This window comes from Bacillus sp. FSL R5-0286, assembly GCF_038593245.1.
GTDB classification, from domain to species: domain Bacteria; phylum Bacillota; class Bacilli; order Bacillales; family Bacillaceae; genus Bacillus; species Bacillus altitudinis.
The window spans coordinates 3,096,850-3,121,637 of record NZ_CP151977.1 but is presented as its reverse complement, the minus strand read 5'-3'; the positions used below and the strand labels follow the sequence as shown (position 1 = coordinate 3,121,637).

Below are 24,788 nucleotides of genomic sequence, written 5' to 3'. Positions count from 1 at the left end.
ATTTATCCGTTCTGCACGATTTCTCGTTTTGATGAGGGCAAAATGGGAAAAGGATAAAGAGAGACTTGTCTAATGCGTAAGGAAACCAGAATAAAGGAGGATCTCCTGACGAGCATGAATAAGAAATCAGTAAAAGACATTGACGTAAAAGGTAAAGTTGTGTTCTGCCGCGTAGATTTTAACGTTCCAATGAAGGACGGAAAAGTGACGGATGATACTCGTATTCGCGCAGCATTACCAACGATTGAGTATTTAACAGGACAAGGCGCAAAGGTACTACTAGCTAGTCATTTGGGTCGTCCGAAAGGTCAAGTTACTGAAGAACTGCGTCTGACACCTGTAGCAAAACGTCTGCAAGAGCTTCTTGGACAAGAAGTGAAAAAAGCAGATGAAGCTTACGGCGACAACGTGAAAAAGCAAATCTCTGACTTAAAAGAAGGAGATGTGCTAGTGCTTGAAAACGTTCGTTTCTATCCTGGTGAAGAAAAGAACGATCCTGAATTATCAAAAGCGTTTGCTGATTTAGCCAATGTGTATGTCAATGATGCGTTCGGTGCTGCACACCGTGCACATGCATCCACAGCTGGTATTGCAGCGTATCTTCCGGCTGTTTCAGGCTTCCTCATGCAAAAAGAGCTTGAGGTTCTAGGAAAAGCCATTTCAAACCCTGATCGCCCATTTACAGCGATTATCGGTGGCGCAAAAGTAAAGGATAAAATCGGTGTGATTGAAAGTCTTCTTGATAAAGTGGACAACCTGATCATCGGCGGCGGGCTTGCTTATACATTTGTCAAAGCACTTGGCCACGAAGTAGGGAAATCTCTATTAGAAGAAGACAAAGTAGATTTAGCGAAATCCTTTATGGACCGTGCAAAAGAAAAAGGCGTGAACTTCCTGATTCCAACAGATGTTCTGGTAGCCGACGACTTTTCAAATGATGCGAATACAAGCATTGTGCCAATCTCTGAAATTCCAAGTGATCTAGAAGCACTTGATATTGGAATAGAGACAAGAGAGAAGTATGCTGATGTTATTAAAAACAGCAAACTTGTTGTCTGGAACGGACCAATGGGTGTATTTGAAATCGATGCATTCGCTAAAGGAACAAAAGCAATCGCAGAAGCACTGGCAGAAGCAAAAGATACATATTCTGTCATTGGTGGTGGAGATTCAGCAGCTGCTGTTGAGAAATTTGGTCTTGCCGATCAGATGAGCCATATTTCTACAGGCGGCGGCGCCTCACTTGAATTTATGGAAGGCAAAGAACTTCCAGGTGTGACTGCATTAAACGATAAATAAGACCAAAACTGCTATAAGGAAGTGTCAATCATGAGAAAACCAATTATAGCTGGGAACTGGAAGATGAACAAAACACTTGGTGAAGCTGTAAGCTTCGTTGAAGAAGTCAAGTCATCTATTCCATCTCCTGACAAAGTGGAATCTATTGTCTGTGCACCAGCCCTTTTCCTTGAAAAGCTGAACAGCCTTTCTAACGGAACAGACCTTAAAATTGGTGCGCAAAACATGCACTTTGAAGAAAACGGTGCTTTCACTGGTGAAATCAGCCCTGCTGCGCTTAAAGATCTTGGCATCGGCTACTCAGTGATCGGTCATTCAGAGCGCCGCGAATTCTTCGCTGAAACAGATGAAACAGTGAACAAAAAAGCACATGCTGCATTCAAGCATGGCATCGTTCCAATCATCTGTGTAGGTGAAACGCTTGAAGAGCGTGAAGCAGGCAAAACAAACGAACTTGTCGCTGATCAAGTGAAGAAAGCACTAGCTGATTTAACGAAGCAGCAAGTCGCTGAATCTGTGATTGCTTATGAGCCAATCTGGGCGATCGGTACAGGTAAATCTTCTACAGCAAAAGATGCAAACGATGTTTGTGCGCACATTCGCCAAACGGTTGCAAGCGAATTTGGTCAAGAAGCGGCAGACAGCCTTCGCATTCAATATGGCGGAAGCGTGAAACCTGCGAATATTAAAGAATATATGGCAGAATCCGATATTGACGGTGCTTTGGTAGGCGGCGCAAGCTTAGAACCTCAGTCTTTCGTTCAATTATTGGAGGAAGGTCAATATGAGTAAGAAACCAGCTGCATTAATCATCTTAGATGGATTCGGTTTAAGAGGCGAAACAGTCGGTAACGCTGTTGCCCAAGCAAAGAAACCGAACTTCGACCGCTACTGGAACGAATTCCCGCATCAAACCTTAACGGCTTCAGGTGAGGCAGTGGGTCTCCCAGAAGGTCAAATGGGGAACTCTGAAGTTGGGCATTTGAACATCGGTGCAGGACGCATCGTGTACCAAAGCTTAACAAGAGTGAATGTGGCCATTCGTGATGGGGAATTTGAGAAAAACGAAACGTTCCTAGATGCAATGACTTATGCAAAAGAAAATGACAAGGCCCTTCATCTATTCGGTCTCTTGTCAGACGGCGGTGTGCATAGCCACATCCAGCATCTTTTTGCCTTGCTGAAACTAGCGAAAAAAGAAGGCTTAACAAAAGTATACATTCACGGCTTCTTAGACGGACGTGATGTTGGTCAGAAGACAGCGAAAGTGTACTTAAAACAGCTTGAAGAACAAATCAAAGAAATCGGTGTCGGAGAAGTCGCAACACTTTCTGGACGCTATTACTCAATGGACCGTGACAAGCGCTGGGATCGTGTGGAGAAAGCATATCGCGCGATGGCGTATGGTGAAGGCCCAAGTTATCAAAACATCTATGATGTCGTTGATGACTCCTATGAAAATGGAATCTACGATGAGTTCGTTATTCCATCTGTCATTACGAGAGAAAATGGTGAGCCGGTAGCAAAAGTAAACGACGGTGACTCTGTGATTTTCTATAACTTCCGTCCAGACCGTGCGATTCAAATTTCAAACACATTCACAAATGAAGATTTCCGCTCGTTTGACCGCGGGGAAGCACATCCGAAGGATTTACACTTCGTCTGCTTCACACACTTCAGTGAAACGGTAGATGGCTATGTGGCTTTCAAACCAGTGAATTTGGATAACACAGTAGGAGAAGTACTTTCTCAAAATGGATTGAAGCAGCTGCGGATTGCTGAAACAGAGAAATATCCTCACGTGACGTTCTTTATGAGCGGTGGGCGTGAAGAAGAATTTCCTGGAGAAGACCGCATCTTAATCAATTCACCAGATGTCGCAACCTATGACCTCAAGCCAGAAATGAGCGCTTATGAGGTAAAGGATGCGCTTGTTGAAGACATCAATGCGGACAAGCATGATGCGATCATTCTGAACTTTGCTAACCCGGATATGGTGGGTCATTCAGGTATGCTTGAGCCAACAATCAAAGCCATTGAAGCAGTAGATGAGTGCTTAGGAGCTGTAGTCGACGCAATCCTAGCAAAAGGCGGACATGCCATCATCACGGCAGACCACGGTAACGCAGACGTGCTCATTACCGAAGAAGGAAAGCCGCATACTGCACATACGACAAACCCTGTTCCAGTCATCGTAACGAAAAAAGGGGCGACGCTTAGAGAAGGCGGCATTTTAGCCGATCTATCTCCAACGCTTTTAGACTTACTTGGTCTTGAAAAACCAAAAGAGATGACAGGAACATCATTGATTCAAAAATAACAAATTGATTCAAAAGGAGAGAAATTAAACATGCCATACATTGTTGACGTATATGCACGCGAAGTATTAGACTCTCGCGGTAACCCAACAGTTGAAGTAGAAGTTTACACAGAATCTGGCGGCTTTGGCCGTGCACTAGTACCAAGTGGTGCGTCTACTGGTGAATATGAAGCAGTAGAACTACGTGACGGAGACAAAGACCGTTACCTTGGAAAAGGTGTTCTGACAGCTGTAAACAACGTAAACGAAATCATTGCACCAGAGCTTTTAGGCTTTGATGTCACTGAACAAGTAGCAATTGACAAAATGTTAATCGAGCTTGACGGAACTGAAAACAAAGGGAAATTAGGCGCAAACGCAATCCTTGGCGTATCTATCGCTGTAGCACGTGCGGCTGCTGATTTCTTACAAATTCCACTTTACCAATACCTTGGTGGATTCAACTCCAAAACGCTTCCAGTACCGATGATGAACATCGTCAACGGCGGAGAGCATGCGGATAACAACGTAGACATTCAAGAATTCATGATTATGCCTGTAGGTGCACCGAACTTCCGTGAAGCACTTCGCATGGGCGCTCAAATCTTCCATAGCCTGAAATCTGTATTAAGCGCAAAAGGCTTAAACACAGCTGTAGGTGACGAAGGTGGATTCGCTCCAAACCTTGGTTCTAACGAAGAAGCACTTCAAACAATCGTTGAAGCGATCGAAAAAGCTGGCTTCAAACCAGGTGAAGAAGTGAAACTTGCAATGGATGCTGCATCTTCTGAGTTCTACAACAAAGAAGACGGTAAATATCATTTATCAGGCGAAGGTGTTGTGAAAACATCTGCTGAAATGGTTGACTGGTATGAAGATATGGTATCGAAATACCCAATCATCTCGATTGAAGACGGCCTTGATGAAAACGACTGGGAAGGTCACAAACTATTAACTGAGCGCCTTGGCAGCAAGGTTCAGCTAGTAGGAGACGACTTGTTCGTAACAAATACGAAGAAGCTTTCTGAAGGAATCAAAAACGGCGTTGGTAACTCAATCCTCATCAAAGTAAACCAAATCGGTACATTAACTGAAACATTTGATGCAATCGAAATGGCGAAACGTGCAGGCTATACAGCTGTTATCTCTCACCGTTCTGGTGAAACAGAAGACAGCACAATTGCAGACATTGCAGTTGCAACAAACGCTGGACAAATCAAAACAGGTGCTCCGTCTCGTACGGACCGTGTGGCGAAATACAACCAATTACTTCGCATCGAAGATCAATTGGCTGAAACAGCTCAATACCACGGCATTGCTACATTCTACAACTTGAATAAGTAATGTAAAGCAACGCGCTGCGTGCGCTCTTTTGAAAAGAGCGTATCGCAGCGCTTTTTTTATGTTGAAATAAAGACGCAAAGCTGGCTCAAGAGAATTAGCTCTGCTTCCTTTGTCATATCCTATTTTTGTAAAAAATCATCCTTCAGTCAGAGGAGAAACGATGAGCTTGACGATTTATAAGCAATAAATCATGAAAACTCTACTAAAAATATGATCTGAATTGAACTTATGCTATTTGCATGGGGGTGGTATCATTTTACATATATTAGGGGGTGATGAGATGCTGAATCCTTTTAGCCTTCGTTTTCCAGTAGGCGTGTACATGTATGTCCTTCACCTACTGGCGGCATATGATGAAAGGAAGCAACGAATTCTAACTTCTAAGAACGTACAGAAAAATGCATTTTGGATTTATGTCCTTGCCGCTATCTTAGGCATTGTGACAGTTGCCGCTTTGATTTGGGCATGCAAAACATTTGGAAAAGGCTCGAAATTTTTAGGAGAGTTCAAGTTTTTAGGCCTGTATATTAAAATCAAATGCGGCTTCTAACAAATGGTGAGAACAGATGCGAGGTCATCTGTTCTATCTGAAATAAATGGAGGGACATGATGCTGACATTACACTTAACAGAAAAAACGTATAGCCGCACTTTTTCTCTCCGCGATATTCAGTTAAATGTAGAGAAAGGACGTATGCTTCTGCTTTTGGGGCATAATGGTGCAGGAAAGACCACGATGATTCAGTCTATGTTTGGCCTGACACCATTTACGGGTTTTGTCTCTTTGCATGGTAAACAGCTGAATTTTCAATCCTCAGCACATATCTCCTTTTTGAAAGAACATGTTTCCTATATTCCTGATGATCATGCTTTGTTTGATTATTTAACGCCGAGAGAATATTTCCATTTACTCCAGCTTCCAGACAAACGAAATGGACCTCGAGAAGAGGCCTTCGTCGATCTTTTTGAGCTGAAACCTTATATGGATCAGCCAATTGCCCAGTTGTCTCATGGCAATCAAAAGAAAACACAAATCATTTCACAGCTCCTCAGGCCTTGTGATTATTATGTATTCGACGAGCCTACAAATGGACTTGATCCAGATATGATGATCATCTTAAAAAAGGTGCTCATGAAGCTGAGAGATCAAGGTGCAGGCATTCTCATTTCTACCCATCATTTGGGCTTTGGTGAGACATTGTATGATCACCTCATGATCTTAAGAAACGGTGATATCAAGCTGGATATGTCACGTCAAGAAACAAACAAGACATTCCCTCATCAAGCACTTGAGGATATTTATAAAGAAGTGAATCAAGATTACTATATGCAGGTGGAGAGGTTGCTCAATGACTTGGACACGACACGTTCTTCATAAAATAGAATGGGGCATGCTCACAACGAAAATCAAGCAGATCGGCAAAAAATATCCTTTACAGCTTCTCGCCGCAGCCGTTTTTATGTTGCTGATTTACTCCATATACGTTGTCATGAGCCTGCGTTTTTTTATGCAAGTAGGGGAGAGCGAACCAGTTGCTTTATACCTTCAATTTGTAAAAATGACCCTGCTACTTTTTGGAGCAGGTATTGTCTTTTCCCGTCATAAAATGAAGCGTCAAGAGTATCAGTTCTTCTTTTTGAATAGTGCGATGCAAAGTGTCTCATTTGTCCTTTGTGTGTATTTCTTTCCGGTGCTGTTTTGTTTCATCATGCTTGGTCTGCTTTTTTTACCCATCCTACTAGGACTTATTATTAGCGGCGTTACACTATCTTTTTATTGGATCATTGTGGTAGGGGTCACTTGCTGTGGATTGGCGCTCTATACGCTTGCTTCTTGGATGCTGATACGCATTGGTGTGAGCCATTTTATATCAAAAACAAAAGAACATTTACTGCTGCAAACGCTCGGATTTGTGACGCTTGGTGCTTTCGTGTTTCTCCTTTTTCAAAAAGCGGTTGAGATGATTCACGTATGGCCGTCTATCTATCTTGTATTTCTGATGATCTTTCTATGTGCAGGGTGGTTTTGGCTGAAGGGCTTGGCGGCTTGTTATGTCAATCGGATGTTTTTGCAGCTAAAGGTAGAGGTGAAGTCGTTTTCTTACCAAAAAATCAGATCGAATTCTTCATTTTTCACACATCTGCGGCAGGAGCTTGTTTATTTTAGCCGATCAGCTGTGTTTAAAGAACAAGGTATTTTGTTCCTGTTTCTTGTCTGTTTCACGATAGGTCTCCCATGGATCTTTACTCCGGCAGAGACTGGCTGGCTGTTTGCTTTTATTGTGCAGTTTGCCTTAAAGGAGATCCTTATTATGCTTCCTCTGATGATTGGCAGGGAATATCATCTCCATCAGCGAGCCATTTTTATGTTAAATACATCAAAGGGTGCCTATTTATTATCAAGAATTTTATTTTATTACACAATGAATATATTGATTTATTTTGTCTATATCGGGCTTGCTTATTTCATGATAGGGGTCGAAAGTGAAGGGCACGGTTTGGCGAGTTTGTCCATTTTATTGATCACTGTCATGGCGGCATGTGTCGGGTTTGTCGTGAAGATTAGTGATTTTAATAAACTGTTTGTGATCGTGATGATGATTGCTGTGTTCAGTATGTTGGATATGCTTTTAGTCCAGTGGCTTTCAGCAAATATCCAGCTGCTCTCAACTGCCTATATGGCTTGTTCAGCCGCATTCTTCTTCTTCATATATGCTGCCATGCTAAAGAGGCCGATTGTGCGATGATGACGCTTTTATTTTGCTTAATAGCAGTTGTGCTCATTCATGAACTCGGTCATATCCTGATGGTGATGGTGTGCAACAAAATCGAAAAAAAACCCATCTTTGATTATGTGGTGATGATCGATTGGAAGCACGTGTCGATTGTCCATGAGAAATTTTCACGGCCGGGTTTTAATGTGATGGTGGCACTTGCAGGTCCTGTGTTTCCAGTGATCTGCTCGGGTGTGCTTTTCTTCATGTGGAGGCATCCATTGACGCATCCATTGCTGCTTTTTTCTTTATTAAATACAGTGATGCTGCATCCAGCTTGCCCAGACGGGAAAAATATCATCACCAGTTTAAAAGAGATGAAAGGAGAGAACTAAATGGTTAAAGTATTTCATTCGTTTTCTAGCGGCTTAACGCTTGCGATGCTTTATGTGTTTGCTGTGTTTATGACGCCAGTATTTTTAATGCTGCTAGAGGTTCATCATGTTGAATCAAGTCCAACTCTCTTTGGTATGCCATTTTATATCATGAAAATAGAACAGTATCAATTCAGCTCAGAGGCAACGCTCTTTGGGTGCGTGGTCTGTTTTTTAGCGGGTGCCGCTCTCTACTTCTTGATTCAATATATGATTCATGCAGTGAAAAAGAGCAGGACATAAAAAAAGCAGGCTGAATGAAGTCAGTCTGCTTGAAGAACGAGTGACAACCGCACCATATCCATACACTGGATACCGTTCTCATAAATCGGTTCATCATAGTGCTTCAGAAAGAAATCGTGATCGATAGACGCCATGCGAAAACCGCATTTTTGATAAAGGGCGAGCTGCTGAATACTAGAGTTGCCTGTGCCAATTTCAATTGTATGAAAGCCAGCTGCCTGGGCTTCTGAAATAGCATGGCGGATCAGCTGCTTCCCAATTCCTCTACCTTGCCATGACTCCTTCACGGCGACATTCATGATTTCCACTGTCTGCTGAGACAGAGGCGTCAGAACATACACACCAATCATGTCCTGTTTATGAAAAGCAACATAACAAGAACCAGATTGTACATAGGCAAGGACTTTTTCAGTTGAAGGGTCAGCTAATAGTAAAAGATCCATAGGAACAGATTGATCATGAGACAATGGCCGAATCTGTATCAAATCATTTCATCCTCTCTATTCTTTGATATACCCTTGTTTAACACCCCAATCATATTGATCCTGCACCCATTGAGAAGGAGGATGATGGGTGACATTTGGGTCTTTTTTGACAGTTGCTTTCCTAGTCGTTTGTGCTGCCTGCTTATTCGCTTGAGCCGTTGCTTTCGCTGCTGCCAGTTCTTTTTGAAGCTGGTCTATTTTCAATTCAAGCGCTTTACGTTGTTTGATTTCTTTTTGATGCGCCTTCTTTTCTTTCTTCAGCTTGTTTGTGACGGTGGACAATTCCTTTTTTTGACCATCCATTTCATCTTTCATATCCGTTCCTTCTGACTTTAATTGTGTCAGCTGCTCATCATTCTTTCTCATTTCTTGCTGGTGTTTATTCTCTGATGCGGTGAGCGACTGCTGCTGCCACACAATCCAGCCAGTTGCACCTAGGATGATCACAGACAAGACAATGATCGTGATGTTTTTTTTCATGTTCTATTCCCCTTTCGTTAAACCTCTATTATCATCGGTTAAAACAAACCAGGTTTTAACAGAACAAGGGAATATTCGCATCAGATTAGCAGACACTATGAAAAAAGGAGGGTGTCTGTTGATTTCCTTTATGATTCATGTCATTGTGTCACTATTTGCTGTCTCAAACCCCATTGGAAACGTGCCTCTTTTCATCACTTTAACAGAAGGCTACTCAGAAAAAGAACGATCCCAGACGGCCAAAAAAGCGATTGTTGTGTCTTTTATAATTTTGATTGCCTTTCTTTTGGCAGGCAGGCTCATTTTCAAATTGTTTGGCATTGATATCCATGCACTCCGTATCGCCGGAGGTATTTTTATTTTTGGTATCGCTTACAATTTGCTAAATGCAAAAGAATCACATGTTCAAAACCCTCATTCGGATGAAAAGGCAGAGAGCAAAGAGAAGGCTGATGTTTCGGTGACCCCGCTCGCCATTCCGATCATTGCCGGACCTGGTACAATTGCGACCGTCATGAGCTTAACCCCAGGAAGCCACCAAGTAACGCTTCATCTGCTTGCGATTCTTCTTGGCATTGTGGTCGTACTTGCCATGACCTATTATGCATTTCATTATTCGAGTTTCATTATGCGAAAAATGGGGAAAACAGAGATGAATGTCGTGACACGATTAATGGGATTGATTCTAGCTGTTGTGGCAGTAGAGATGATTGGCGCAGGGATCAAAGGGATGTTCCCAATGCTGATGTCATAAGTGTATATAAAAAAGCTGTTTTTTTCTACAAAATTGTAAAATAAAACAGCTTTTTTTAAGGTTTTGGCACATGTTGAAATACTTCTTCACTTTCAAAGAACTCAATTAAACGGCTAATCCAGTCATAATAATCGAGACTTTCCTTGATTTCTGAAAGAAGAAGATTGATTTTATCTACTGTTTCTTCTGGCAGGTCATCTTGTTCAAGCAGCTCCAGCAATTCCTTGCATGTCTTCTTATGTGCCTTGCGATTTTTGCTGACAACACGTGACCAATTGGCTGCAAACAATGAAATAAATGTTTGATATTGATCTTGCTCAACGTCATATAAATCTTTGCGTATTCCTTTTTCATAAACCTTTTCAGCAATATTCAAATCAAGCATTTCTCGAACGACTTGACTCATTCTTGTTTTGCTCATGCCGGTCGCCTCTGAGAGCTCACCGAGCGTCATTGGTTTACGGTTCATATGAATGATACCAAGCACTCTACCCACTGTGGCAGAAAGACCAAAGGCATTCATGTTCTCGGCAGCTTTTTCAATATAATGATCCTGTGCTTTTTGAATGGCGCCTAACGCTTGCTTGTCCATTCCCCGCTTCATCCCTTCACGACTGACAATTTGTAACACAATATATCATATACCTGTTTGTTGATGAAAACAATAAATATTGAGTATTTGCTCGTAAGTTGGAGGAAAAAGGAGGGATCGGTACATATCAGGCCGTTAACTGAAAATTTTAAATAAATCTTATGCAATACAAACACATTGTAAACTTTTTATTTTATAAAGTTTGCACTATAATAAATAAGGTGTAAATTTTCTGAAAATATATATCCGACTAATTGGAGGTGTCTCATTTGCTGAAACTAGAGAATGTATCTAAGACGTATAAAGGCGGAAAAAAAGCTGTCAAAAATATTGATTTAGAAATAGCAAAAGGAGAATTTATTTGTTTTATTGGACCGAGTGGCTGTGGTAAAACGACAACCATGAAGATGATTAACCGACTGATTGAACCTTCCTCAGGAAACATATTCATCGAGGGAGAAAACATTATGAAAAAAGATCCAGTCCAATTAAGAAGAGAAATTGGTTATGTGATTCAGCAAATTGGACTTTTCCCTCATATGACCATCGCACAAAACATTTCCCTTGTGCCGAAGCTGCTGAAGTGGCCGGAAGAAAAACGAAAAGAACGAGCGCGTGAATTGCTCAAACTCGTCGACATGGGGCCGGAATACTTAGAGCGTTATCCTCATGAACTCAGTGGAGGACAGCAGCAGCGTATCGGCGTTCTTCGCGCACTCGCAGCAGAACCCCCTTTAATCCTGATGGATGAACCATTTGGAGCACTTGACCCAATTACAAGAGATTCATTGCAGGAAGAATTTAAAAAACTGCAAAAAACGTTAAATAAAACAATCGTATTTGTCACACATGACATGGATGAAGCGATTAAACTTGCAGACCGCATTGTCATTTTAAAAGATGGAGAGATTGTCCAAGTGGGCACGCCAGATGATATTTTACGTAACCCTGTGAACGAATTCGTAGAAGAATTCATCGGGAAAGAACGTCTGCTTCAGTCAAACCCGAATATGGAACGTGTGGAACAAATGATGAACACGTCCCCAGTCACAATTACCGTCGAAAAAACATTGACAGATGCCATTTATATTATGAGAGAAAAGCGGGTTGATTCCCTGCTTGTCGTTGATGAAAATCATGTGCTGAAAGGCTATATCGACATTGAAACCATCGATGCAAACCGCAGAAAAGCAGCCTTCGTTGGCGATATTTTAAATACAGAATTTTATACAGTACAAGAAGGTGCACTTCTTAGAGATACTGTCCGAAAGATCTTAATACGCGGCATTAAATATGTACCGGTAGTCGATGCAACAGGGCACTTAAAAGGCATCGTCACACGTGCAAGTCTTGTAGATGTCGTATATGACTCTATTTGGGGAGAAGATACCCCGGAGGCTGTCACTGAAATGAACTAAGGGAGGTGTACACATGGATCAAATCATCGATTTTCTTGAGAAAAATGGTGGGGAACTCCTCACAAAAATGTGGGAGCATTTATACATTTCTTTAATTGCCGTTGTGTTAGGCATTATCGTGGCCGTTCCTTTAGGCGTCATTCTTACACGAATGAAAAGAGGCGCCGGTTTTGTCATCGGCATCGTGAATATCTTTCAAACACTCCCTAGTTTAGCGATTCTTGCATTTTTTATTCCTATTTTGGGAGTTGGAAAAATACCTGCGATCGTTGCGCTATTTTTCTATTCCGTTTTGCCTATTTTAAGAAATACGTATGCCGGTGTTCAAGGTGTGAACAAAAACTTGCTTGAATCTGGAAAAGGAATTGGCATGACGACATGGGAACAAATTCGTCTTGTGGAACTGCCGCTTGCTGTTCCGGTCATTATGGCAGGTGTCAGAACCTCAACGATTTATTTAATTGGGTGGACAACACTTGCTGCTTTTATCGGTGGAGGCGGTCTTGGTGACTACATTTTAATTGGGCTTCAGCTTTACCAGCCGGAATACATCATTGCGGGTGCAATCCCTGTCACTATTTTAGCGGTCATCATTGACCTTACATTGATGAAGCTTGAGAAAAAAGTAACACCAGAAGGCTTAAAAGGATTGAAGGAAGTTTCATAAGGAGTTGGCTCATGTGAAGAATCGAAAAACAAAATGGATCAGTGCACTGCTTGCCGGATGCTTGCTATTCATAAGTGGCTGTTCACTTCCTGGACTAGCCGGCTCTTCAGGGAGCACGCTGCGAATCGGTGCACAAAACTTTACAGAATCAGAAATTATGGCCTATATGGTGGGAGACATCATTGAGCATTACACAGATAAAAAGACAACCATTGTGAAGAATTTAGGCTCAAATACGGTGCAGCAAAAAGCAATGGAAAACGGGGATGTCGACATTTCAGCAACACGATATACAGGCACGGATTTAACAAGTACGCTAGGAATGGATGCAGAAAAAGATCCAAAGCGTGCAATGGAAATCGTCCAGAAAGAATTCAAAAAACGCTATGATTACAAATGGTTTGATTCCTATGGGTTTGATAATACGTATGCCTTTGCTGTGACGCAGAAGATGGCGAAGGAAAACAACCTAGAAACAGTCTCTGATTTAAAAAAGAATGCCAAAAATTATCGCTTCGGTGTGGATAATATTTGGCTGAAAAAGAAAGGTGACGGTTACGAAGGGTTTGTGAAAACATACGGAATTGAATTTGGAAGCACTTTTCCGATGCAGATCGGTCTAGTCTATGACGCATTGAAAAATGAAAAAATGGATATTGTGCTTGCCTATTCAACAGATGGCCGGATCAAAGCGTATAATCTCAAAATCTTAAAAGATGATAAACGATTCTTCCCACCATACGATGCATCACCAGTTGTCCCTGAGAAAGTATTAAAAGAAAATCCAGGACTGGACAAGGTGATCAACAGGTTGATTGGAAAAATCGATACCGAACAAATGCAAGAGCTCAATTATCAAGTCGATGGAGAACTAAAAGAACCAGCGACTGTTGCGAGAGATTTTCTAAAGAAACACAATTACTTTGAGTAAGATTGGGAGGTGTCAGAGCTGATGGACACACTGCAGCAATTATGGGCGTATTATCAACAGAACGGTTCATATGTGTTAGAAGAATTTTACCGGCATTTCCTCATGTCAGCGTATGGGGTATTGTTTGCGGCAATTGTCGGAATACCAGTCGGCATCTTTGTGGCGCATTACCGCAAACTGAGCAATTGGGTGTTCGCGATAACCAATGTCATTCAAACCATTCCAGCGTTAGCGATGCTTTCTGTGCTGATGCTTGTATTAGGACTTGGTGCAAATACAGTCATCTTATCACTCTTTTTATATTCGCTTCTGCCGATTATCCGTAACACATACACAGGTATTGTCAGCATTGAGCATGCCTATTTAGAATCGGGGAAAGCGATGGGCATGACGAAATGGCAAGTGCTGAGAATGGTTGAATTACCGCTTGCTTTATCTGTCATTATGGCTGGTTTAAGAACCGCACTTGTGATCGCAATCGGTATTACAGCGATTGGGACATTTGTTGGTGCTGGAGGACTTGGTGATATTATCATCAGAGGATCAAACGCGACAAACGGAACAGCCATTATTTTAGCAGGTGCTATTCCAACTGCGCTCATGGCCATTATTGCCGACCTTGTCATGGGTTGGCTTGAACGCTATTTAAGCCCAACCAACAAGAAAAAAGAAAGCAAGGCGTTAGCTGAAAAAAACATGACGTCCGCATAAATGCTTGAAAAGACAAAACCTCCTCTACATCTGTAGGGGAGGTTTTTTTATCATGATTAGGCGGCTCACATCAGGAGACATTTATGATTCAAGTGTGATCCATTCAGAGGACCACTTCGCAATTTCCTCAAAAACGGGTGCAAGTGAGCGCCCCATATCAGTTAATGAATACTCAATACGCACGGGTGTTTCAGCAAAAACCTCCCGTTTTACAATGCCTGCTGCTTCCAGCTCTTTTAATCTCTCAGATAAAACCCTTCCGCTTAAATTGGTCAGAGCTGCTTCGATTTCACTAAAGCGCTGTGAACCTGAGAGAAGCTGAAAAACAATCAGTGCCACCCAGCGTTTACTTAATAACTCAACTGCTTTTTCAAACCGCGGGCACATATCAGATTGATTCATCTTTCTTCACTCCAATCTGAACCCATTATACCGTAATTCTGTCAAAAATCGGCGCAAAAAGCTTGTCAATGATCAAAACATTTTACGATGACGAACGGCTGTTTAGTAGAAATAACAAATAGCGGTTTAAATCCTCTATTTCATGTTTAGAAAGGGTGGACCATATGTCCCCATTAAATATTTCAAGATCATCAAGTTCATATTGCTCTGCTGCTTCTTTTATTTGGGTAAAAGCCGTTTCTTCTTCCTTTATGACATAGGCAGAAGATGCTTCTTCAATATACCCTGCAGCCTGCATCATGTCCTCATAAGGTACTTTTAATGCACCTGCTAGTTTTTTAATTGTAGGAGGTTTCGGAATGCCACGTTTCCCGTTTTCAATCCGAGAAATACCAGCAGCGCTGACCTCTGAATACATCGCTAATTGGTTCACCGATAGTTTCCTTTTCTCACGTAATGCTCTTAAATATGCACCGAAGTTCATCAACTCAAAACCTCACATGGTTAAAGATTAGTTATCTCTAGTGTACTCGATTTGTTGACTATTGGCAATAAGTGTACCATGAAAATATTGACATTAGTTAATGGTGGATGTATCTTATGTTTATGCCCCGCTATTTGTTCGCCTTTTTTTGGTTAATGAGCGTGAGAAAGTATTGATTCAGCTGGCTGATGTCTTGTGCGGTGAGTGTTTCCCATTGGTCTCCATCGAAAATAGGGAGATGTTCTACATCCTTTTGAAGCGCCGTTTGATAGATTTTTAATATGGAGTCATATTTCGGTTTCATTTCATGCACTTTTTCCTGTTCAATATAACCGGCAAGCAGCATTAAATCCTCATAAGGCACCTTCAAAGCGCGTGCTAATTTTTTTATGGTTAAAGGCTTTGGCACACCACGCTTTCCATTCTCAATCCGAGAAATACCGGCAGCGCTTACGCCTGAATACATGGCGAGTTGATTGACAGACATCTTTCTATTCTCTCTTAAAATGCGTAATTGTTCACCAAAGTGATTCATGTCATCGAACCTCACATTTCAGTATATGACTTATTTTAGTATGATCATTGACCAAAGGAAATAGAAAGGGCGTAAAAGTGTTGACATAAGTTAATGAATACGAGAGATGTGAGAATCCTACATGTTGTACATATTGATCCTATAGGAGGTTGTAATGATGGTCGAAAAGATTCAGATCAGGCGGGCTTTTGTGATGCAGTATATGATCGAAAACGATATGTCTTTAAATCAGCTCGCAGATGAAATTGGCATCTCTCCTGCCACACTCAGCAGGGTATTGAATGGTCACCGGAAGCCAGGACAGCTTGTCATTGGCAAAATGATTCATTACTTTGATAAAAAATTTGAAGATTTATTTTACTATGAAGATGTTGACAAAAGTCAATGAATGAAATCATTGTATGATCATTAAGGAGGCGGGCTTCATTGAAAAGAACTGGAATGGTAAGACACATCGATTCGCTTGGCAGAATTGTTCTGCCTTCAGAAATGCGAAAGGTACTCAATATAAAAGAAGAGCAGCTGTTAGAAATTTTCATCGAAGATCAAACCATTATGCTGAAAAAATATGATGCAGATAAGAGCTGCTTATTAACTGGCCAAATAACGAAATACAACAAAAGCTATGGAAATGGTAACGTCGTGCTGAGTCCTGAAGGAGCTGAACGGTTGTTAGTAGAATTAAAACAGCTCTTAAAAGAAGAAGCAACTCGCTAAAAACGCTTTTTAACCTCAAAAATTGCATATAAAAATGCTGCATACAATCCATTGGAGCGAAATTGTATCAAAATGACAAATAAAGTCGACAATATATAGGAAATCTTTATTTTGATGTTTCGTGACATGCACCTTGTTTTCATGTAAAATAAAGTTATGTGTACCAGTTTGTCTGGAGGTGTTTTCATGCACGCATTTGTTATCACATTACTCGTAATTGTCAGTATCGCACTTATCATCGTTGTATTATTACAATCAAGTAAAAGTGCAGGACTGTCAGGCGCTATTTCAGGTGGAGCCGAGCAGCTTTTCGGTAAGCAAAAAGCGAGAGGTCTTGACTTGATTCTTCACCGATTAACTGTCATTTTGTCAGTGCTTTTCTTCATCTTAACACTTGCATTGGCATATTTAGGCGTGTAGGCGCGAGTAACAGAAGGTCTGATCTTTTTTCAGACCTTTTTTTATTATCAGCACTCTTTTGTGTTTGTTTCATACATACAAGTGGAAAATATAAACCATATCAGAAGGAAAGGAAGTCACATCATGAAAGTTGTTACACCAAAACCATTTACGTTTAAAGGTGGAGAAAAAGCGGTGCTTCTTCTTCACGGTTTTACTGGGAATACAGCCGATGTTCGTATGCTTGGGCGTTATTTGAATGAAAGAGGCTATACATGCCATGCACCTCAATACAAAGGACACGGTGTACCACCAGAGGAGCTTGTTCATACAGGTCCTACAGATTGGTGGAAAGATGTAGAAGAAGGCTATCAATTTTTAAAAGACGAAGGTTATGAGGAAATTGCGGTCTGCGGACTATCCCTCGGAGGAGTTTTTTCATTGAAATTAGGTTACACTGTACCTGTAAAGGGAATTGTACCTATGTGTGCACCTATGTACATAAAAAGTGAAGAAGTCATGTACCAGGGTGTACTAGATTATGCCCGTAACTATAAAAAATTCGAGGGTAAGTCAGAGGATCAAATTGAGCAAGAGATGGAAGAGTTCAAGAAAACACCAATGGGTACACTCAAGGCTCTTCAAGAACTCATTGCAGATGTCAGAAACAATGTTGACATGATTTATTCACCTACTTTTGTTGTTCAGGCACGTCATGATCATATGATTAATACAGACAGTGCAAACATTATTTATAACGAAGTAGAGACTGATGAAAAACATTTAAAGTGGTATGAAGAATCGGGCCATGTTATCACGCTTGATAAAGAGCGGGAGAAGGTTCATCAGGATGTATATGCATTCTTAGAATCACTCGATTGGTCAATTTAAATATATAGGGGGTTAGAGTGTGCAAAAAGAAGAATTTATGGATGAATTACTTGCGTTTATGCAAGAAGAGGCGTACAAACCATTAACGGTACAGGAATTAGAAGTCATGATGGAAATTACCAATCCAGATGATTATAAAGAGCTCGTCAAAGCACTTGTGATATTAGAGGATCAGGGACTGATCGTCCGTACCCGCAGCGACCGCTATGGTGTACCGGAAAAAATGAACTTGGTCAAAGGGAAGCTGTCTGCGCATGCAAAAGGATTTGCATTTGTGACCCCAGAAGAGTTTGGACAGGATGATATTTTCATTCCGCCAAATGAGCTAGGCACAGCAATGAATGGCGACACCGTCATGGTTCGTGTCAGCCACAAATCAAATGGCACCAAAAAAGAAGGAACGGTCATCCGTATTCTGGAGCGTAATACTCAGACGGTTGTCGGTACCTATACAGAAACGAAAAGCTTTGGTTTTGTCATTCCTGATGATAAAAAAATCACAAACGATATCTTCATTCCGAAATCCGCTAAAAACGGAGCGGTTGAAGGTCATAAAGTCGTTGTCACGCTGACAAGCTATCCAGAAGGAAGAATGAGCGCAGAGGGTGAAGTGACGGAAATTCTCGGTCACAAAAATGACCCTGGCATCGATATTTTGTCGATTATTCATAAACACGGTCTACCAGGTGAGTTTCCGGAAGAAGCGCTCCAGCAGGCAGTAGACACACCTGAAACGATCGATGAAAAAGACTTAGAGGGCAGGCGTGATCTGCGCAATGAAACGATCGTGACGATTGACGGTGCAGATGCAAAGGACTTAGATGATGCGGTAACCGTGCAAAAGCTCGATGATGGCAAATATAAGCTCGGCGTGCACATTGCAGACGTTTCTCATTATGTTACAGAGAATTCGCCGATTGATCAGGAAGCCTATGAGCGCGGAACGAGTGTGTATCTTGTCGACCGCGTTATTCCAATGATTCCTCATCGCCTGTCAAATGGCATATGCTCATTGAATCCGAAGGTTGATCGTCTCACACTCTCTTGTGAAATGATCATTGATCGAAGTGGGAAAGTCGTCAAACACGAAATTTTCCAAAGTGTGATCAAAACGACGGAAAGAATGACCTATTCCGATGTGAATAAGATTTTAGTTGACCAAGATGAAGAGCTTTTAGACAAATACGAGCCGTTAGTACCAATGTTCCAAGAGATGGAGAAGCTTGCAGAAATTCTGCGTGACAAGCGAATGGAGCGTGGAGCAGTCGATTTTGACTTCAAGGAAGCAAAAGTGCTTGTAGATGATGAAGGCGCAGCAAAAGACGTAGTCATTCGTGAGCGTTCTGTTGCCGAAAAACTAATTGAAGAATTCATGCTGGTGGCAAACGAAACAGTTGCCGAGCATTTCCACTGGATGAATGTTCCGTTCATTTACCGAATTCACGAAGAACCAAATCCTGAGAAGCTTCAGCGCTTTTTAGAGTTCGTGACGACGTTTGGTTACATTGTGAAAGGAACGTCAACGAACATTCACCCGCGTGCACTTCAAAGTGTACTTGATGCCGTCCGTGATCAGCCGGAAGAAGTCGTCATTCAAACTGTGATGCTTCGCTCGATGAAACAGGCGAAGTATGATCCAGAAAGCATTGGACATTTTGGATTATCAACGGAATTCTATACACACTTCACATCACCGATCCGCCGTTACCCGGATTTAATCGTGCATAGGCTGATCAGAACCTATTTAATAGAGAAAAAGACAGACGAAGCGACCCTTGAAAAGTGGGGCCAACTGCTGCCAGAAATCGCAGATCATGCATCTACAATGGAGCGCCGCTCTGTTGATGCTGAGCGCGAAACAGATGACCTGAAAAAGGCAGAGTATATGCTTGATAAAATCGGTGAAGAGTTTGATGGTATGATTAGTTCCGTCACGAATTTCGGACTATTCGTTGAACTGCCGAATACGATAGAAGGTCTTGTCCATGTGAGCTACATGACTGACGATTACTATCGTTTTGATGAACAGCACTTTGCCATGATCGGTGAGCGGACAGGGAATGTATATCGCATCGGTGACGAAATTACTGTCAAAGTGGTGAGTGTGAATAAAGATGAGCATTCCATTGATTTTGAAATCGTCGGGATGAAAGGCACTCGCCGTAAATCACCAAAAGACTTCAAGTTCAAAAAACGGACAGATCCACCAGCCAAAAAAGGACGCGGAGGTCAAAAGGCCTCTGGGGAAAAAGGCAAAGAGGATAAAGGCGGCGACTGGTTTACAGGTCGTAAAAAGAAGAAAAAGAAAAAACGCGTATTTGATAACGCACCGAAACAAAAGCGCAAAAAGAAAAAGTAACGTGACAAAAAGCAAATAGGGCACCATGCTCTATTTGCTTTTTGACCACGTGGCATCAGCATTGTCGAAAGCTGGATTGTTTGATAAAATAATCCGTACGATTTGGACCGTGTCTGTGTCAAAAGGAGGGTGTACGCCAATGCCAAAGGGAGAGGGAAAGGTTGTTTCCCAAAACAAAAAAGCTAATCATGATTATTTTATAGAAGAAACATACGAAGCCGGCCTTGTATTACAAGGAACTGAAATCAAATCCATTCGAGCAGGAAAAGTGAATTTAAAAGATTCCTTTGCCAAAATCGAACGGGGAGAAGTGTTTCTTCACAATATGCACGTAAGCCCATACGAGCAGGGGAACCGTTATAACCATGATCCGCTCAGAACGAGAAAGCTGCTACTTCACCGCAAACAAATCAGTAAATTGTTTGGTGCGACAAAGGAAGAGGGCTACTCACTTGTTCCCATTAAACTCTATTTGAAAAATGGCTTTGCCAAAGTGCTAATTGGAGTCGGTAAAGGGAAGAAAAAATATGATAAACGTGAAGATCTGAAGAAAAAAGATGCGAAACGTGAAATCGAGCGTGCTTTCCGTGACCGGCAAAAGCAATTCTAGACGCATGCAGATGGCTTGCTGAGAGCGGAAGCATTATGCTACAATATGTTATGCAGTAAACAATCATCGTCGTTTTTTACAGAAACCACCAGTTGTTTCGAGCGATGAGATTGTTATAATAGTCATATACGGAAGCAGTTAAGCGAAAGAACGTTTCCATCCCGTATATCCCTTTTACAAGGGGACGTTACGGATTCGACAGGGATGGTTCGAGCTTAGGCTGCGAGCCGAGAGGCGATCTCGTTAACACGCACCTAAATGTAACTGGCAAAACTAAAAGTTTTAACCAAAACTTAGCACTAGCTGCCTAATAAGCGCAGCGAGCTCTTCCTGACATCGCCTATGTGTCTGTGAGGAGCCCAATGAAGTAGGCTACGCTTACGTTTTCGTCTGAGGACGTAAGAAGAGATCCATCAGACTAGCTCTCCAAGCGCCCGTCAGCAGGCATGAGGATGAGTGAACACGAAATATGTTGACTACGCTCGTAGACGCTTAAGTAATCGATGTCTCTGGACGTGGGTTCGACTCCCACCGTCTCCATCAAAACTTTTAGAATGCAGTCGTATCAAGGGTTTGAAAGCCCTTGATATGGTTCTGGCATCATTTTGGCAATTTTAGAAAATTTCTTCTTCCATGAAAGCCACAACTTCCTTTTGTTTGGAAGGGTACAGATGGCTATAAGTGTTTAAAGTTTCTGCAACATCTGAGTGCCCTAAACGATTGGCTAGCACCAAAGGATTACAATTCTTATTTATTAAATATGATGCATGAGAATGTCTGAATTCGTGAATAACAATTTTTCTGACATTCGATTCTTTTAAATATTTTGCATAACGTCTGTCGATAGTGCTGGTAGCTATACTATCGTAAAACGTTCCAAAAACTCTATAATTATTTTTAACTGGCGCTATTTTTTCAGCGTCTTTTTTTATGCCTTTTAATAGATCCATCACTTGATTTGGCATCAAAATAATTCTTATCGATGCGGATGTTTTTGGAGGGGTAATTTCTCTATTGTACTCCGTTTTATTAATGTCTATATAATTTTCTTCAAAATTGACATCAGCCCATGTTAAGGCAAGCAACTCTCCTTTTCTTGCTCCGCTAAAATAAAGCGTGGAAAAGAATGTTTTATACAATGGATCGTCCACCATACTTATAAATGTTTTAAACTCTTCAAACGCCCAACAATTCAACCTTTTATTAACAGTTACTTCAAAATTACTAACTACTTTCGCGGGTTATTCTCAGTACCATAATACTTCGCTGAAAAGTTGAATACGGCTGATAATGTATGCATTTATTAAACACTCATTATTTAAAATTAACACAGAACATCTGAAACAACCTAAAAATATTTATGAATGGTTAAATAATCCAATTCTAAGTGAAACTAGAAATAAAGAAATTGATAAAGAAAATTTTATTGGAAATTTAGATTACTTCCGTAGTTAAATATTAGCATATACTAAGCATGATTTAACTAAACTGAGGATGCTTAAGGCATACGTAAGGACTAAAAATAGTGAGGGGAATTCTTCAACAATCAAGCGGACATTAACTACATTAATCTCAGGATCTTTATTTGTTTTTGTTATTAGGGAGGAAGCTGTTATTAACTACTTTAATATACCTGAAGCTAATCAATCTTTGATTAGCATTATGGTTTATATATTAATATTGTTATCAATTGTTTTTGTTTTAATTAGCATTATTTTTTTCTTTTCAGGCAATAAGGGCAGATTTTCTTTTATAGAGGAAATGGTTGAGGTATGCATAAAAGATCTTGAAGAAGAAAATAACAAATCCTCATAATTTGTGAATGTTTGTATGGTTTCAATGTATTTAGATTGAGCGACATGATTGATTGAAATAGTCCAAGACGGATAGCCCGCGGACACTGATCTACACCCCTTAAGGGTACTGGTTGGTGTCCGTTTTTTATTTGTCTGAACGGAGGAGGATGAACATGAAGAAGGAGAAACTAAAAAACAGCCGCAGAAGCTCACTGACAGAGATTTAAGAGAGTTGATAGGGCAAAAAACATGCAGCGGTTAAAAAGAGCCAAAGTGGCTATGCGCAAAATTTAAGGGGGATTATCACGAACCAAACAAGTTTAGACATTCCGCAGTTCGATGAGGAAAAAACAAGATTCAAAATGGAAAAGATGATGGAAAAATATAAAATGCTTAGGTTGCAAACGCCGGAAGACTTTCTTCCAAAGATCACAACAACATAAACCATCACGCCGCCTAGTTTTTCCCACCGCAGAGCTTTTAATGGATGGTTGCCATATTTTCTAGGTATATCGCAAATCAAGTAACAAAAGTAATGTTCCATCTAGCAAGTATCATGCTTCTTATTGCTTATTTTTACATAAATATTGGAAAGTGAAGGGATATTTGCGATAATAAATTGAAGACATGTTAGAACATCATTAAAAGCCTAACGTGTGGACTGTTTGATTTTTCTCTGATGTGGAGGTGAACTATAATGAATGGTATAGATATATTAGAAGAAGTATCAAGAATTGGTCAATTAATTCTGGTGTTCTCTGGTTATGCTCTTCATTGGCGCTTGTCGAAATTAAAGAAGGAACGTCCGCTTACAAAGTACGAGAGTTTCCTTAAATTTTTTGTAATGCTTGGTTTAATTACTTGGGCGCTATCATTCTTTTTTCTATTTATGTGGGGTTAATTTGTCGCAAAATGTCGACTTTTGCAAAAAGCCTTTAACTCTCCCTTAAAACCCTTTATTTTCTAAAAATACATGATAAAGTAAAAGTGAATTTAAAAGGGGGAGTTAATATGAAAAGATTGGTTTTTTTAATGTTAGCATTAGTTCTAGCTGTGACTGCCTTTGCTCCAGCTGCATCTGCAAAGACACAAAGTTCAGGATTAGAAGGTTTGACAGAAGAGCAAATTGAGAAGTCTTTAAAAGAAGTTGAATACATCTTCACAAAGATTATAGTTTCTGATGAAAAGGGCTTCGTCATTAATGAGAAAGAGCTTGCAAATTCATCTTATTCAGATGCAGTGAAAGATGGAATGGTCGCTTTTGCAAAAAACATGAATAAAGATGTTACCACTAAAAGCAACACTGTTACGCGATGTATTGAAGATGCAGCTGGGATCGCTAAAGGTTCTTTAAAGCATCTACAAAAATCAATAGACAAGGGAGATTGGGTTGCGGTAGCAGGTGCTATTAGTCTTATGGGCGTAGCAATTCATCCTACCGTTGTGTTTATATTCATGCTAACTTGTGGTGCAAAAGTAGCCAAAGTTGCTCCTGCTCAATAAGAATATCATGTCAAATTGGTCGTCCACTTGGGCGGCTTTTCTCTTTTATTTAAACTGTCATTCCTTCTTTTTTTATCCCATTTAAGTTCATTTCTCGACACAAGATTTTTAATCGCCTTACGAATCGCCGGCTCATCTTTACCTATTTTCCTTTTAAGGTCATCCATCAAGGGATTCTTTCTGAACCTGCTCATATTATATATGATCCTGTATAGCCTCCGTTCAAGGTCAGTCATAAATTACCCCTCAGACAGAACTTACGTTTGATTATAAAAGGAATAAATAGCTCTTCAAGCAGAAGGACTATTACAGAATTCTTTTGAAGTTATCCACCAACTTTAATGGTCTTTCACGGTTTCCACCCGGATGAATATCTTTCATATTAATCATCCCTTTTTTTAATTGTAAATAACTTGATTTTAAACAGTATTTTGGCAACGAAAACATAAAATTATCGTTTTAATTGTACACATGTCACATACACAAAAGGCCTATTAGATAAAGCATTGTACAATTTTTAAAACCATAGCAAGTGCATATAATAGACTCCCACCGTCAAAGCGTCATTTTTCTTTGCTATTAGAAACTTAAACAATCTGAATTTTAAACAAAACTGGATGTTATCATACAGACAAAATACGTTCTTATTATTTTTATTTCAAGTCGGCTAGAACAGTGGTTTTTTTATGTTAAGTATGATAAATTGTTGTATCATAGAAGTA

The 24,788-nt window shown here is 40.6% G+C and carries 29 protein-coding genes, 1 other RNA gene and 1 pseudogene; 23 read left to right on the top strand and 8 right to left on the bottom strand.

Annotation, left to right across the window (positions count from 1 at the left end):
* Nucleotides 1-114: 114 nt before the first annotated feature.
* From NST24_RS16220 to NST24_RS16180, 9 genes are all read left to right on the top strand, one after another.
* Entirely contained in the window at nucleotides 115-1,299 is a 1,185-nt protein-coding gene (locus tag NST24_RS16220; protein ID WP_342461988.1) for a phosphoglycerate kinase, read from the top strand.
* A gap of 30 nt (nucleotides 1,300-1,329) precedes the next feature.
* Nucleotides 1,330-2,091, top strand: coding sequence for a triose-phosphate isomerase (gene tpiA, locus NST24_RS16215; protein ID WP_342461987.1), 762 nt, complete (start codon nucleotides 1,330-1,332; stop codon nucleotides 2,089-2,091).
* Nucleotides 2,084-3,619 (top strand): 2,3-bisphosphoglycerate-independent phosphoglycerate mutase, encoded by a 1,536-nt coding sequence (gene gpmI, locus NST24_RS16210; protein WP_057079072.1) that lies wholly within the window; start codon nucleotides 2,084-2,086, stop codon nucleotides 3,617-3,619. The genes tpiA and gpmI overlap by 8 nt, the downstream gene beginning before the upstream one ends.
* Before the next feature lie 30 nt (nucleotides 3,620-3,649).
* Nucleotides 3,650-4,942 (top strand): phosphopyruvate hydratase, encoded by a 1,293-nt coding sequence (gene eno, locus NST24_RS16205; protein ID WP_003212752.1) that lies wholly within the window; start codon nucleotides 3,650-3,652, stop codon nucleotides 4,940-4,942.
* A 280-nt stretch (nucleotides 4,943-5,222) separates the two neighbouring features.
* Nucleotides 5,223-5,492 carry a hypothetical protein gene (locus tag NST24_RS16200; RefSeq protein ID WP_039169204.1) on the top strand — a complete coding sequence of 90 codons (270 nt, stop codon included), beginning with the start codon at nucleotides 5,223-5,225 and terminating at the stop codon, nucleotides 5,490-5,492.
* A 59-nt stretch (nucleotides 5,493-5,551) separates the two neighbouring features.
* Complete coding sequence (locus tag NST24_RS16195) at nucleotides 5,552-6,319, top strand: ABC transporter ATP-binding protein (protein WP_024719839.1); 768 nt, start codon at nucleotides 5,552-5,554, stop codon at nucleotides 6,317-6,319.
* A complete protein-coding gene (locus NST24_RS16190; RefSeq protein WP_342461986.1) occupies nucleotides 6,291-7,688 on the top strand; it encodes a hypothetical protein in 1,398 nt (465 codons plus the stop codon). The genes NST24_RS16195 and NST24_RS16190 overlap by 29 nt, the downstream gene beginning before the upstream one ends.
* A complete protein-coding gene (locus tag NST24_RS16185) occupies nucleotides 7,685-8,050 on the top strand; it encodes a hypothetical protein (RefSeq protein WP_268412899.1) in 366 nt (121 codons plus the stop codon). The genes NST24_RS16190 and NST24_RS16185 overlap by 4 nt, the downstream gene beginning before the upstream one ends.
* On the top strand, nucleotides 8,051-8,332 hold the full coding sequence (locus tag NST24_RS16180) for a hypothetical protein (RefSeq protein ID WP_065461090.1): 282 nt from the start codon (nucleotides 8,051-8,053) through the stop codon (nucleotides 8,330-8,332).
* Nucleotides 8,333-8,352: 20 nt separating this feature from the next.
* Here the strand turns inward: NST24_RS16180 and NST24_RS16175 are convergent, their stop codons facing one another.
* Nucleotides 8,353-8,817, bottom strand: a complete 465-nt coding sequence (locus tag NST24_RS16175; RefSeq protein ID WP_024719836.1) for a GNAT family N-acetyltransferase — start codon at nucleotides 8,815-8,817, stop codon at nucleotides 8,353-8,355.
* A 15-nt stretch (nucleotides 8,818-8,832) separates the two neighbouring features.
* Entirely contained in the window at nucleotides 8,833-9,297 is a 465-nt protein-coding gene (locus NST24_RS16170; protein WP_025207987.1) for a hypothetical protein, read from the bottom strand.
* Nucleotides 9,298-9,415: 118 nt separating this feature from the next.
* Between NST24_RS16170 and NST24_RS16165 the strand changes: the two genes are divergently transcribed.
* On the top strand, nucleotides 9,416-10,051 hold the full coding sequence (locus NST24_RS16165; RefSeq protein ID WP_025207986.1) for an NAAT family transporter: 636 nt from the start codon (nucleotides 9,416-9,418) through the stop codon (nucleotides 10,049-10,051).
* A gap of 55 nt (nucleotides 10,052-10,106) precedes the next feature.
* Here the strand turns inward: NST24_RS16165 and NST24_RS16160 are convergent, their stop codons facing one another.
* The gene (locus NST24_RS16160; protein WP_017359221.1) at nucleotides 10,107-10,643 is read right to left on the bottom strand and encodes a GbsR/MarR family transcriptional regulator; all 537 of its coding nucleotides are present in this window, start codon (nucleotides 10,641-10,643) and stop codon (nucleotides 10,107-10,109) included.
* A gap of 269 nt (nucleotides 10,644-10,912) precedes the next feature.
* Here NST24_RS16160 and NST24_RS16155 point away from each other — a divergent pair, with 269 nt between their 5' ends.
* Genes NST24_RS16155 through NST24_RS16140 form a run of 4 tightly spaced genes read left to right on the top strand, consistent with a single transcriptional unit; the run spans nucleotide 10,913 to nucleotide 14,370 of the window.
* Complete coding sequence (locus tag NST24_RS16155) at nucleotides 10,913-12,061, top strand: betaine/proline/choline family ABC transporter ATP-binding protein (protein WP_024719833.1); 1,149 nt, start codon at nucleotides 10,913-10,915, stop codon at nucleotides 12,059-12,061.
* 13 nt (nucleotides 12,062-12,074) lie between these two features.
* Nucleotides 12,075-12,728: an ABC transporter permease gene (locus NST24_RS16150; RefSeq protein WP_024719832.1), complete on the top strand. Its 654-nt coding sequence runs from the start codon at nucleotides 12,075-12,077 to the stop codon at nucleotides 12,726-12,728.
* Between the two features lie 13 nt (nucleotides 12,729-12,741).
* Nucleotides 12,742-13,659 (top strand): osmoprotectant ABC transporter substrate-binding protein, encoded by a 918-nt coding sequence (locus tag NST24_RS16145; RefSeq protein WP_008347678.1) that lies wholly within the window; start codon nucleotides 12,742-12,744, stop codon nucleotides 13,657-13,659.
* Between the two features lie 21 nt (nucleotides 13,660-13,680).
* Nucleotides 13,681-14,370 carry an ABC transporter permease gene (locus NST24_RS16140; protein WP_008347676.1) on the top strand — a complete coding sequence of 230 codons (690 nt, stop codon included), beginning with the start codon at nucleotides 13,681-13,683 and terminating at the stop codon, nucleotides 14,368-14,370.
* A gap of 81 nt (nucleotides 14,371-14,451) precedes the next feature.
* Here NST24_RS16140 and NST24_RS16135 read toward each other — a convergent pair whose 3' ends face one another.
* The 3 genes from NST24_RS16135 to NST24_RS16125 form a co-directional block, all read right to left on the bottom strand.
* The gene (locus NST24_RS16135; RefSeq protein ID WP_007500199.1) at nucleotides 14,452-14,772 is read right to left on the bottom strand and encodes a helix-turn-helix domain-containing protein; all 321 of its coding nucleotides are present in this window, start codon (nucleotides 14,770-14,772) and stop codon (nucleotides 14,452-14,454) included.
* Between the two features lie 82 nt (nucleotides 14,773-14,854).
* Nucleotides 14,855-15,256, bottom strand: a complete 402-nt coding sequence (locus NST24_RS16130; RefSeq protein WP_008347673.1) for a transcriptional regulator — start codon at nucleotides 15,254-15,256, stop codon at nucleotides 14,855-14,857.
* A 130-nt stretch (nucleotides 15,257-15,386) separates the two neighbouring features.
* Complete coding sequence (locus tag NST24_RS16125) at nucleotides 15,387-15,791, bottom strand: helix-turn-helix transcriptional regulator (RefSeq protein WP_340968021.1); 405 nt, start codon at nucleotides 15,789-15,791, stop codon at nucleotides 15,387-15,389.
* A 154-nt stretch (nucleotides 15,792-15,945) separates the two neighbouring features.
* On the opposite strand from NST24_RS16125, the gene NST24_RS16120 reads away from it, so the two are divergent.
* From NST24_RS16120 to ssrA, 7 genes are all read left to right on the top strand, one after another.
* Nucleotides 15,946-16,179 (top strand): helix-turn-helix transcriptional regulator, encoded by a 234-nt coding sequence (locus NST24_RS16120; protein WP_008347669.1) that lies wholly within the window; start codon nucleotides 15,946-15,948, stop codon nucleotides 16,177-16,179.
* Between the two features lie 38 nt (nucleotides 16,180-16,217).
* The gene (locus NST24_RS16115) at nucleotides 16,218-16,508 is read left to right on the top strand and encodes an AbrB/MazE/SpoVT family DNA-binding domain-containing protein (protein WP_008347666.1); all 291 of its coding nucleotides are present in this window, start codon (nucleotides 16,218-16,220) and stop codon (nucleotides 16,506-16,508) included.
* A gap of 186 nt (nucleotides 16,509-16,694) precedes the next feature.
* The gene (secG, locus tag NST24_RS16110; RefSeq protein ID WP_003212746.1) at nucleotides 16,695-16,928 is read left to right on the top strand and encodes a preprotein translocase subunit SecG; all 234 of its coding nucleotides are present in this window, start codon (nucleotides 16,695-16,697) and stop codon (nucleotides 16,926-16,928) included.
* Between the two features lie 123 nt (nucleotides 16,929-17,051).
* Nucleotides 17,052-17,798 (top strand): carboxylesterase, encoded by a 747-nt coding sequence (locus NST24_RS16105; protein WP_008347663.1) that lies wholly within the window; start codon nucleotides 17,052-17,054, stop codon nucleotides 17,796-17,798.
* 19 nt (nucleotides 17,799-17,817) lie between these two features.
* A complete protein-coding gene (gene rnr, locus NST24_RS16100; RefSeq protein WP_024719828.1) occupies nucleotides 17,818-20,157 on the top strand; it encodes a ribonuclease R in 2,340 nt (779 codons plus the stop codon).
* Nucleotides 20,158-20,296: 139 nt separating this feature from the next.
* On the top strand, nucleotides 20,297-20,767 hold the full coding sequence (gene smpB / locus NST24_RS16095; RefSeq protein WP_342461985.1) for an SsrA-binding protein SmpB: 471 nt from the start codon (nucleotides 20,297-20,299) through the stop codon (nucleotides 20,765-20,767).
* A 180-nt stretch (nucleotides 20,768-20,947) separates the two neighbouring features.
* Nucleotides 20,948-21,310: a transfer-messenger RNA gene (gene ssrA, locus NST24_RS16090) on the top strand.
* A 71-nt stretch (nucleotides 21,311-21,381) separates the two neighbouring features.
* Here the strand turns inward: ssrA and NST24_RS16085 are convergent.
* A pseudogene (locus tag NST24_RS16085) lies at nucleotides 21,382-22,061 on the bottom strand (site-specific integrase); the annotation flags it as partial.
* A 1,199-nt stretch (nucleotides 22,062-23,260) separates the two neighbouring features.
* Here NST24_RS16085 and NST24_RS16080 point away from each other — a divergent pair.
* Together NST24_RS16080 and NST24_RS16075 are read left to right on the top strand one after the other, a co-directional pair.
* A complete protein-coding gene (locus NST24_RS16080; RefSeq protein WP_072367934.1) occupies nucleotides 23,261-23,464 on the top strand; it encodes a hypothetical protein in 204 nt (67 codons plus the stop codon).
* 110 nt (nucleotides 23,465-23,574) lie between these two features.
* Nucleotides 23,575-24,066: a hypothetical protein gene (locus NST24_RS16075; protein ID WP_249116286.1), complete on the top strand. Its 492-nt coding sequence runs from the start codon at nucleotides 23,575-23,577 to the stop codon at nucleotides 24,064-24,066.
* A 5-nt stretch (nucleotides 24,067-24,071) separates the two neighbouring features.
* Here NST24_RS16075 and NST24_RS16070 read toward each other — a convergent pair whose 3' ends face one another.
* On the bottom strand, nucleotides 24,072-24,302 hold the full coding sequence (locus tag NST24_RS16070; protein WP_249116285.1) for a hypothetical protein: 231 nt from the start codon (nucleotides 24,300-24,302) through the stop codon (nucleotides 24,072-24,074).
* Nucleotides 24,303-24,788: the final 486 nt, after the last annotated feature.

Coding starts and splice junctions, on each gene's coding strand:
- tpiA (WP_342461987.1), top strand. CDS start 1,330: ATGAGAAAACCAATTATAGCTGGGAACTGGAAGATGAACAAAACACTT.
- NST24_RS16195 (WP_024719839.1), top strand. CDS start 5,552: ATGCTGACATTACACTTAACAGAAAAAACGTATAGCCGCACTTTTTCT.
- eno (WP_003212752.1), top strand. CDS start 3,650: ATGCCATACATTGTTGACGTATATGCACGCGAAGTATTAGACTCTCGC.
- NST24_RS16190 (WP_342461986.1), top strand. CDS start 6,291: ATGACTTGGACACGACACGTTCTTCATAAAATAGAATGGGGCATGCTC.
- secG (WP_003212746.1), top strand. CDS start 16,695: ATGCACGCATTTGTTATCACATTACTCGTAATTGTCAGTATCGCACTT.
- NST24_RS16185 (WP_268412899.1), top strand. CDS start 7,685: ATGATGACGCTTTTATTTTGCTTAATAGCAGTTGTGCTCATTCATGAA.
- NST24_RS16130 (WP_008347673.1), bottom strand. CDS start 15,256: ATGAACTTCGGTGCATATTTAAGAGCATTACGTGAGAAAAGGAAACTA.
- NST24_RS16135 (WP_007500199.1), bottom strand. CDS start 14,772: ATGAATCAATCTGATATGTGCCCGCGGTTTGAAAAAGCAGTTGAGTTA.
- NST24_RS16150 (WP_024719832.1), top strand. CDS start 12,075: ATGGATCAAATCATCGATTTTCTTGAGAAAAATGGTGGGGAACTCCTC.
- NST24_RS16070 (WP_249116285.1), bottom strand. CDS start 24,302: ATGACTGACCTTGAACGGAGGCTATACAGGATCATATATAATATGAGC.
- NST24_RS16160 (WP_017359221.1), bottom strand. CDS start 10,643: ATGGACAAGCAAGCGTTAGGCGCCATTCAAAAAGCACAGGATCATTAT.
- NST24_RS16120 (WP_008347669.1), top strand. CDS start 15,946: ATGATGGTCGAAAAGATTCAGATCAGGCGGGCTTTTGTGATGCAGTAT.
- NST24_RS16170 (WP_025207987.1), bottom strand. CDS start 9,297: ATGAAAAAAAACATCACGATCATTGTCTTGTCTGTGATCATCCTAGGT.
- NST24_RS16075 (WP_249116286.1), top strand. CDS start 23,575: ATGAAAAGATTGGTTTTTTTAATGTTAGCATTAGTTCTAGCTGTGACT.
- NST24_RS16140 (WP_008347676.1), top strand. CDS start 13,681: ATGGACACACTGCAGCAATTATGGGCGTATTATCAACAGAACGGTTCA.
- NST24_RS16105 (WP_008347663.1), top strand. CDS start 17,052: ATGAAAGTTGTTACACCAAAACCATTTACGTTTAAAGGTGGAGAAAAA.
- smpB (WP_342461985.1), top strand. CDS start 20,297: ATGCCAAAGGGAGAGGGAAAGGTTGTTTCCCAAAACAAAAAAGCTAAT.
- NST24_RS16125 (WP_340968021.1), bottom strand. CDS start 15,791: ATGAATCACTTTGGTGAACAATTACGCATTTTAAGAGAGAATAGAAAG.
- NST24_RS16200 (WP_039169204.1), top strand. CDS start 5,223: ATGCTGAATCCTTTTAGCCTTCGTTTTCCAGTAGGCGTGTACATGTAT.
- NST24_RS16180 (WP_065461090.1), top strand. CDS start 8,051: ATGGTTAAAGTATTTCATTCGTTTTCTAGCGGCTTAACGCTTGCGATG.
- gpmI (WP_057079072.1), top strand. CDS start 2,084: ATGAGTAAGAAACCAGCTGCATTAATCATCTTAGATGGATTCGGTTTA.
- NST24_RS16220 (WP_342461988.1), top strand. CDS start 115: ATGAATAAGAAATCAGTAAAAGACATTGACGTAAAAGGTAAAGTTGTG.
- NST24_RS16080 (WP_072367934.1), top strand. CDS start 23,261: ATGAATGGTATAGATATATTAGAAGAAGTATCAAGAATTGGTCAATTA.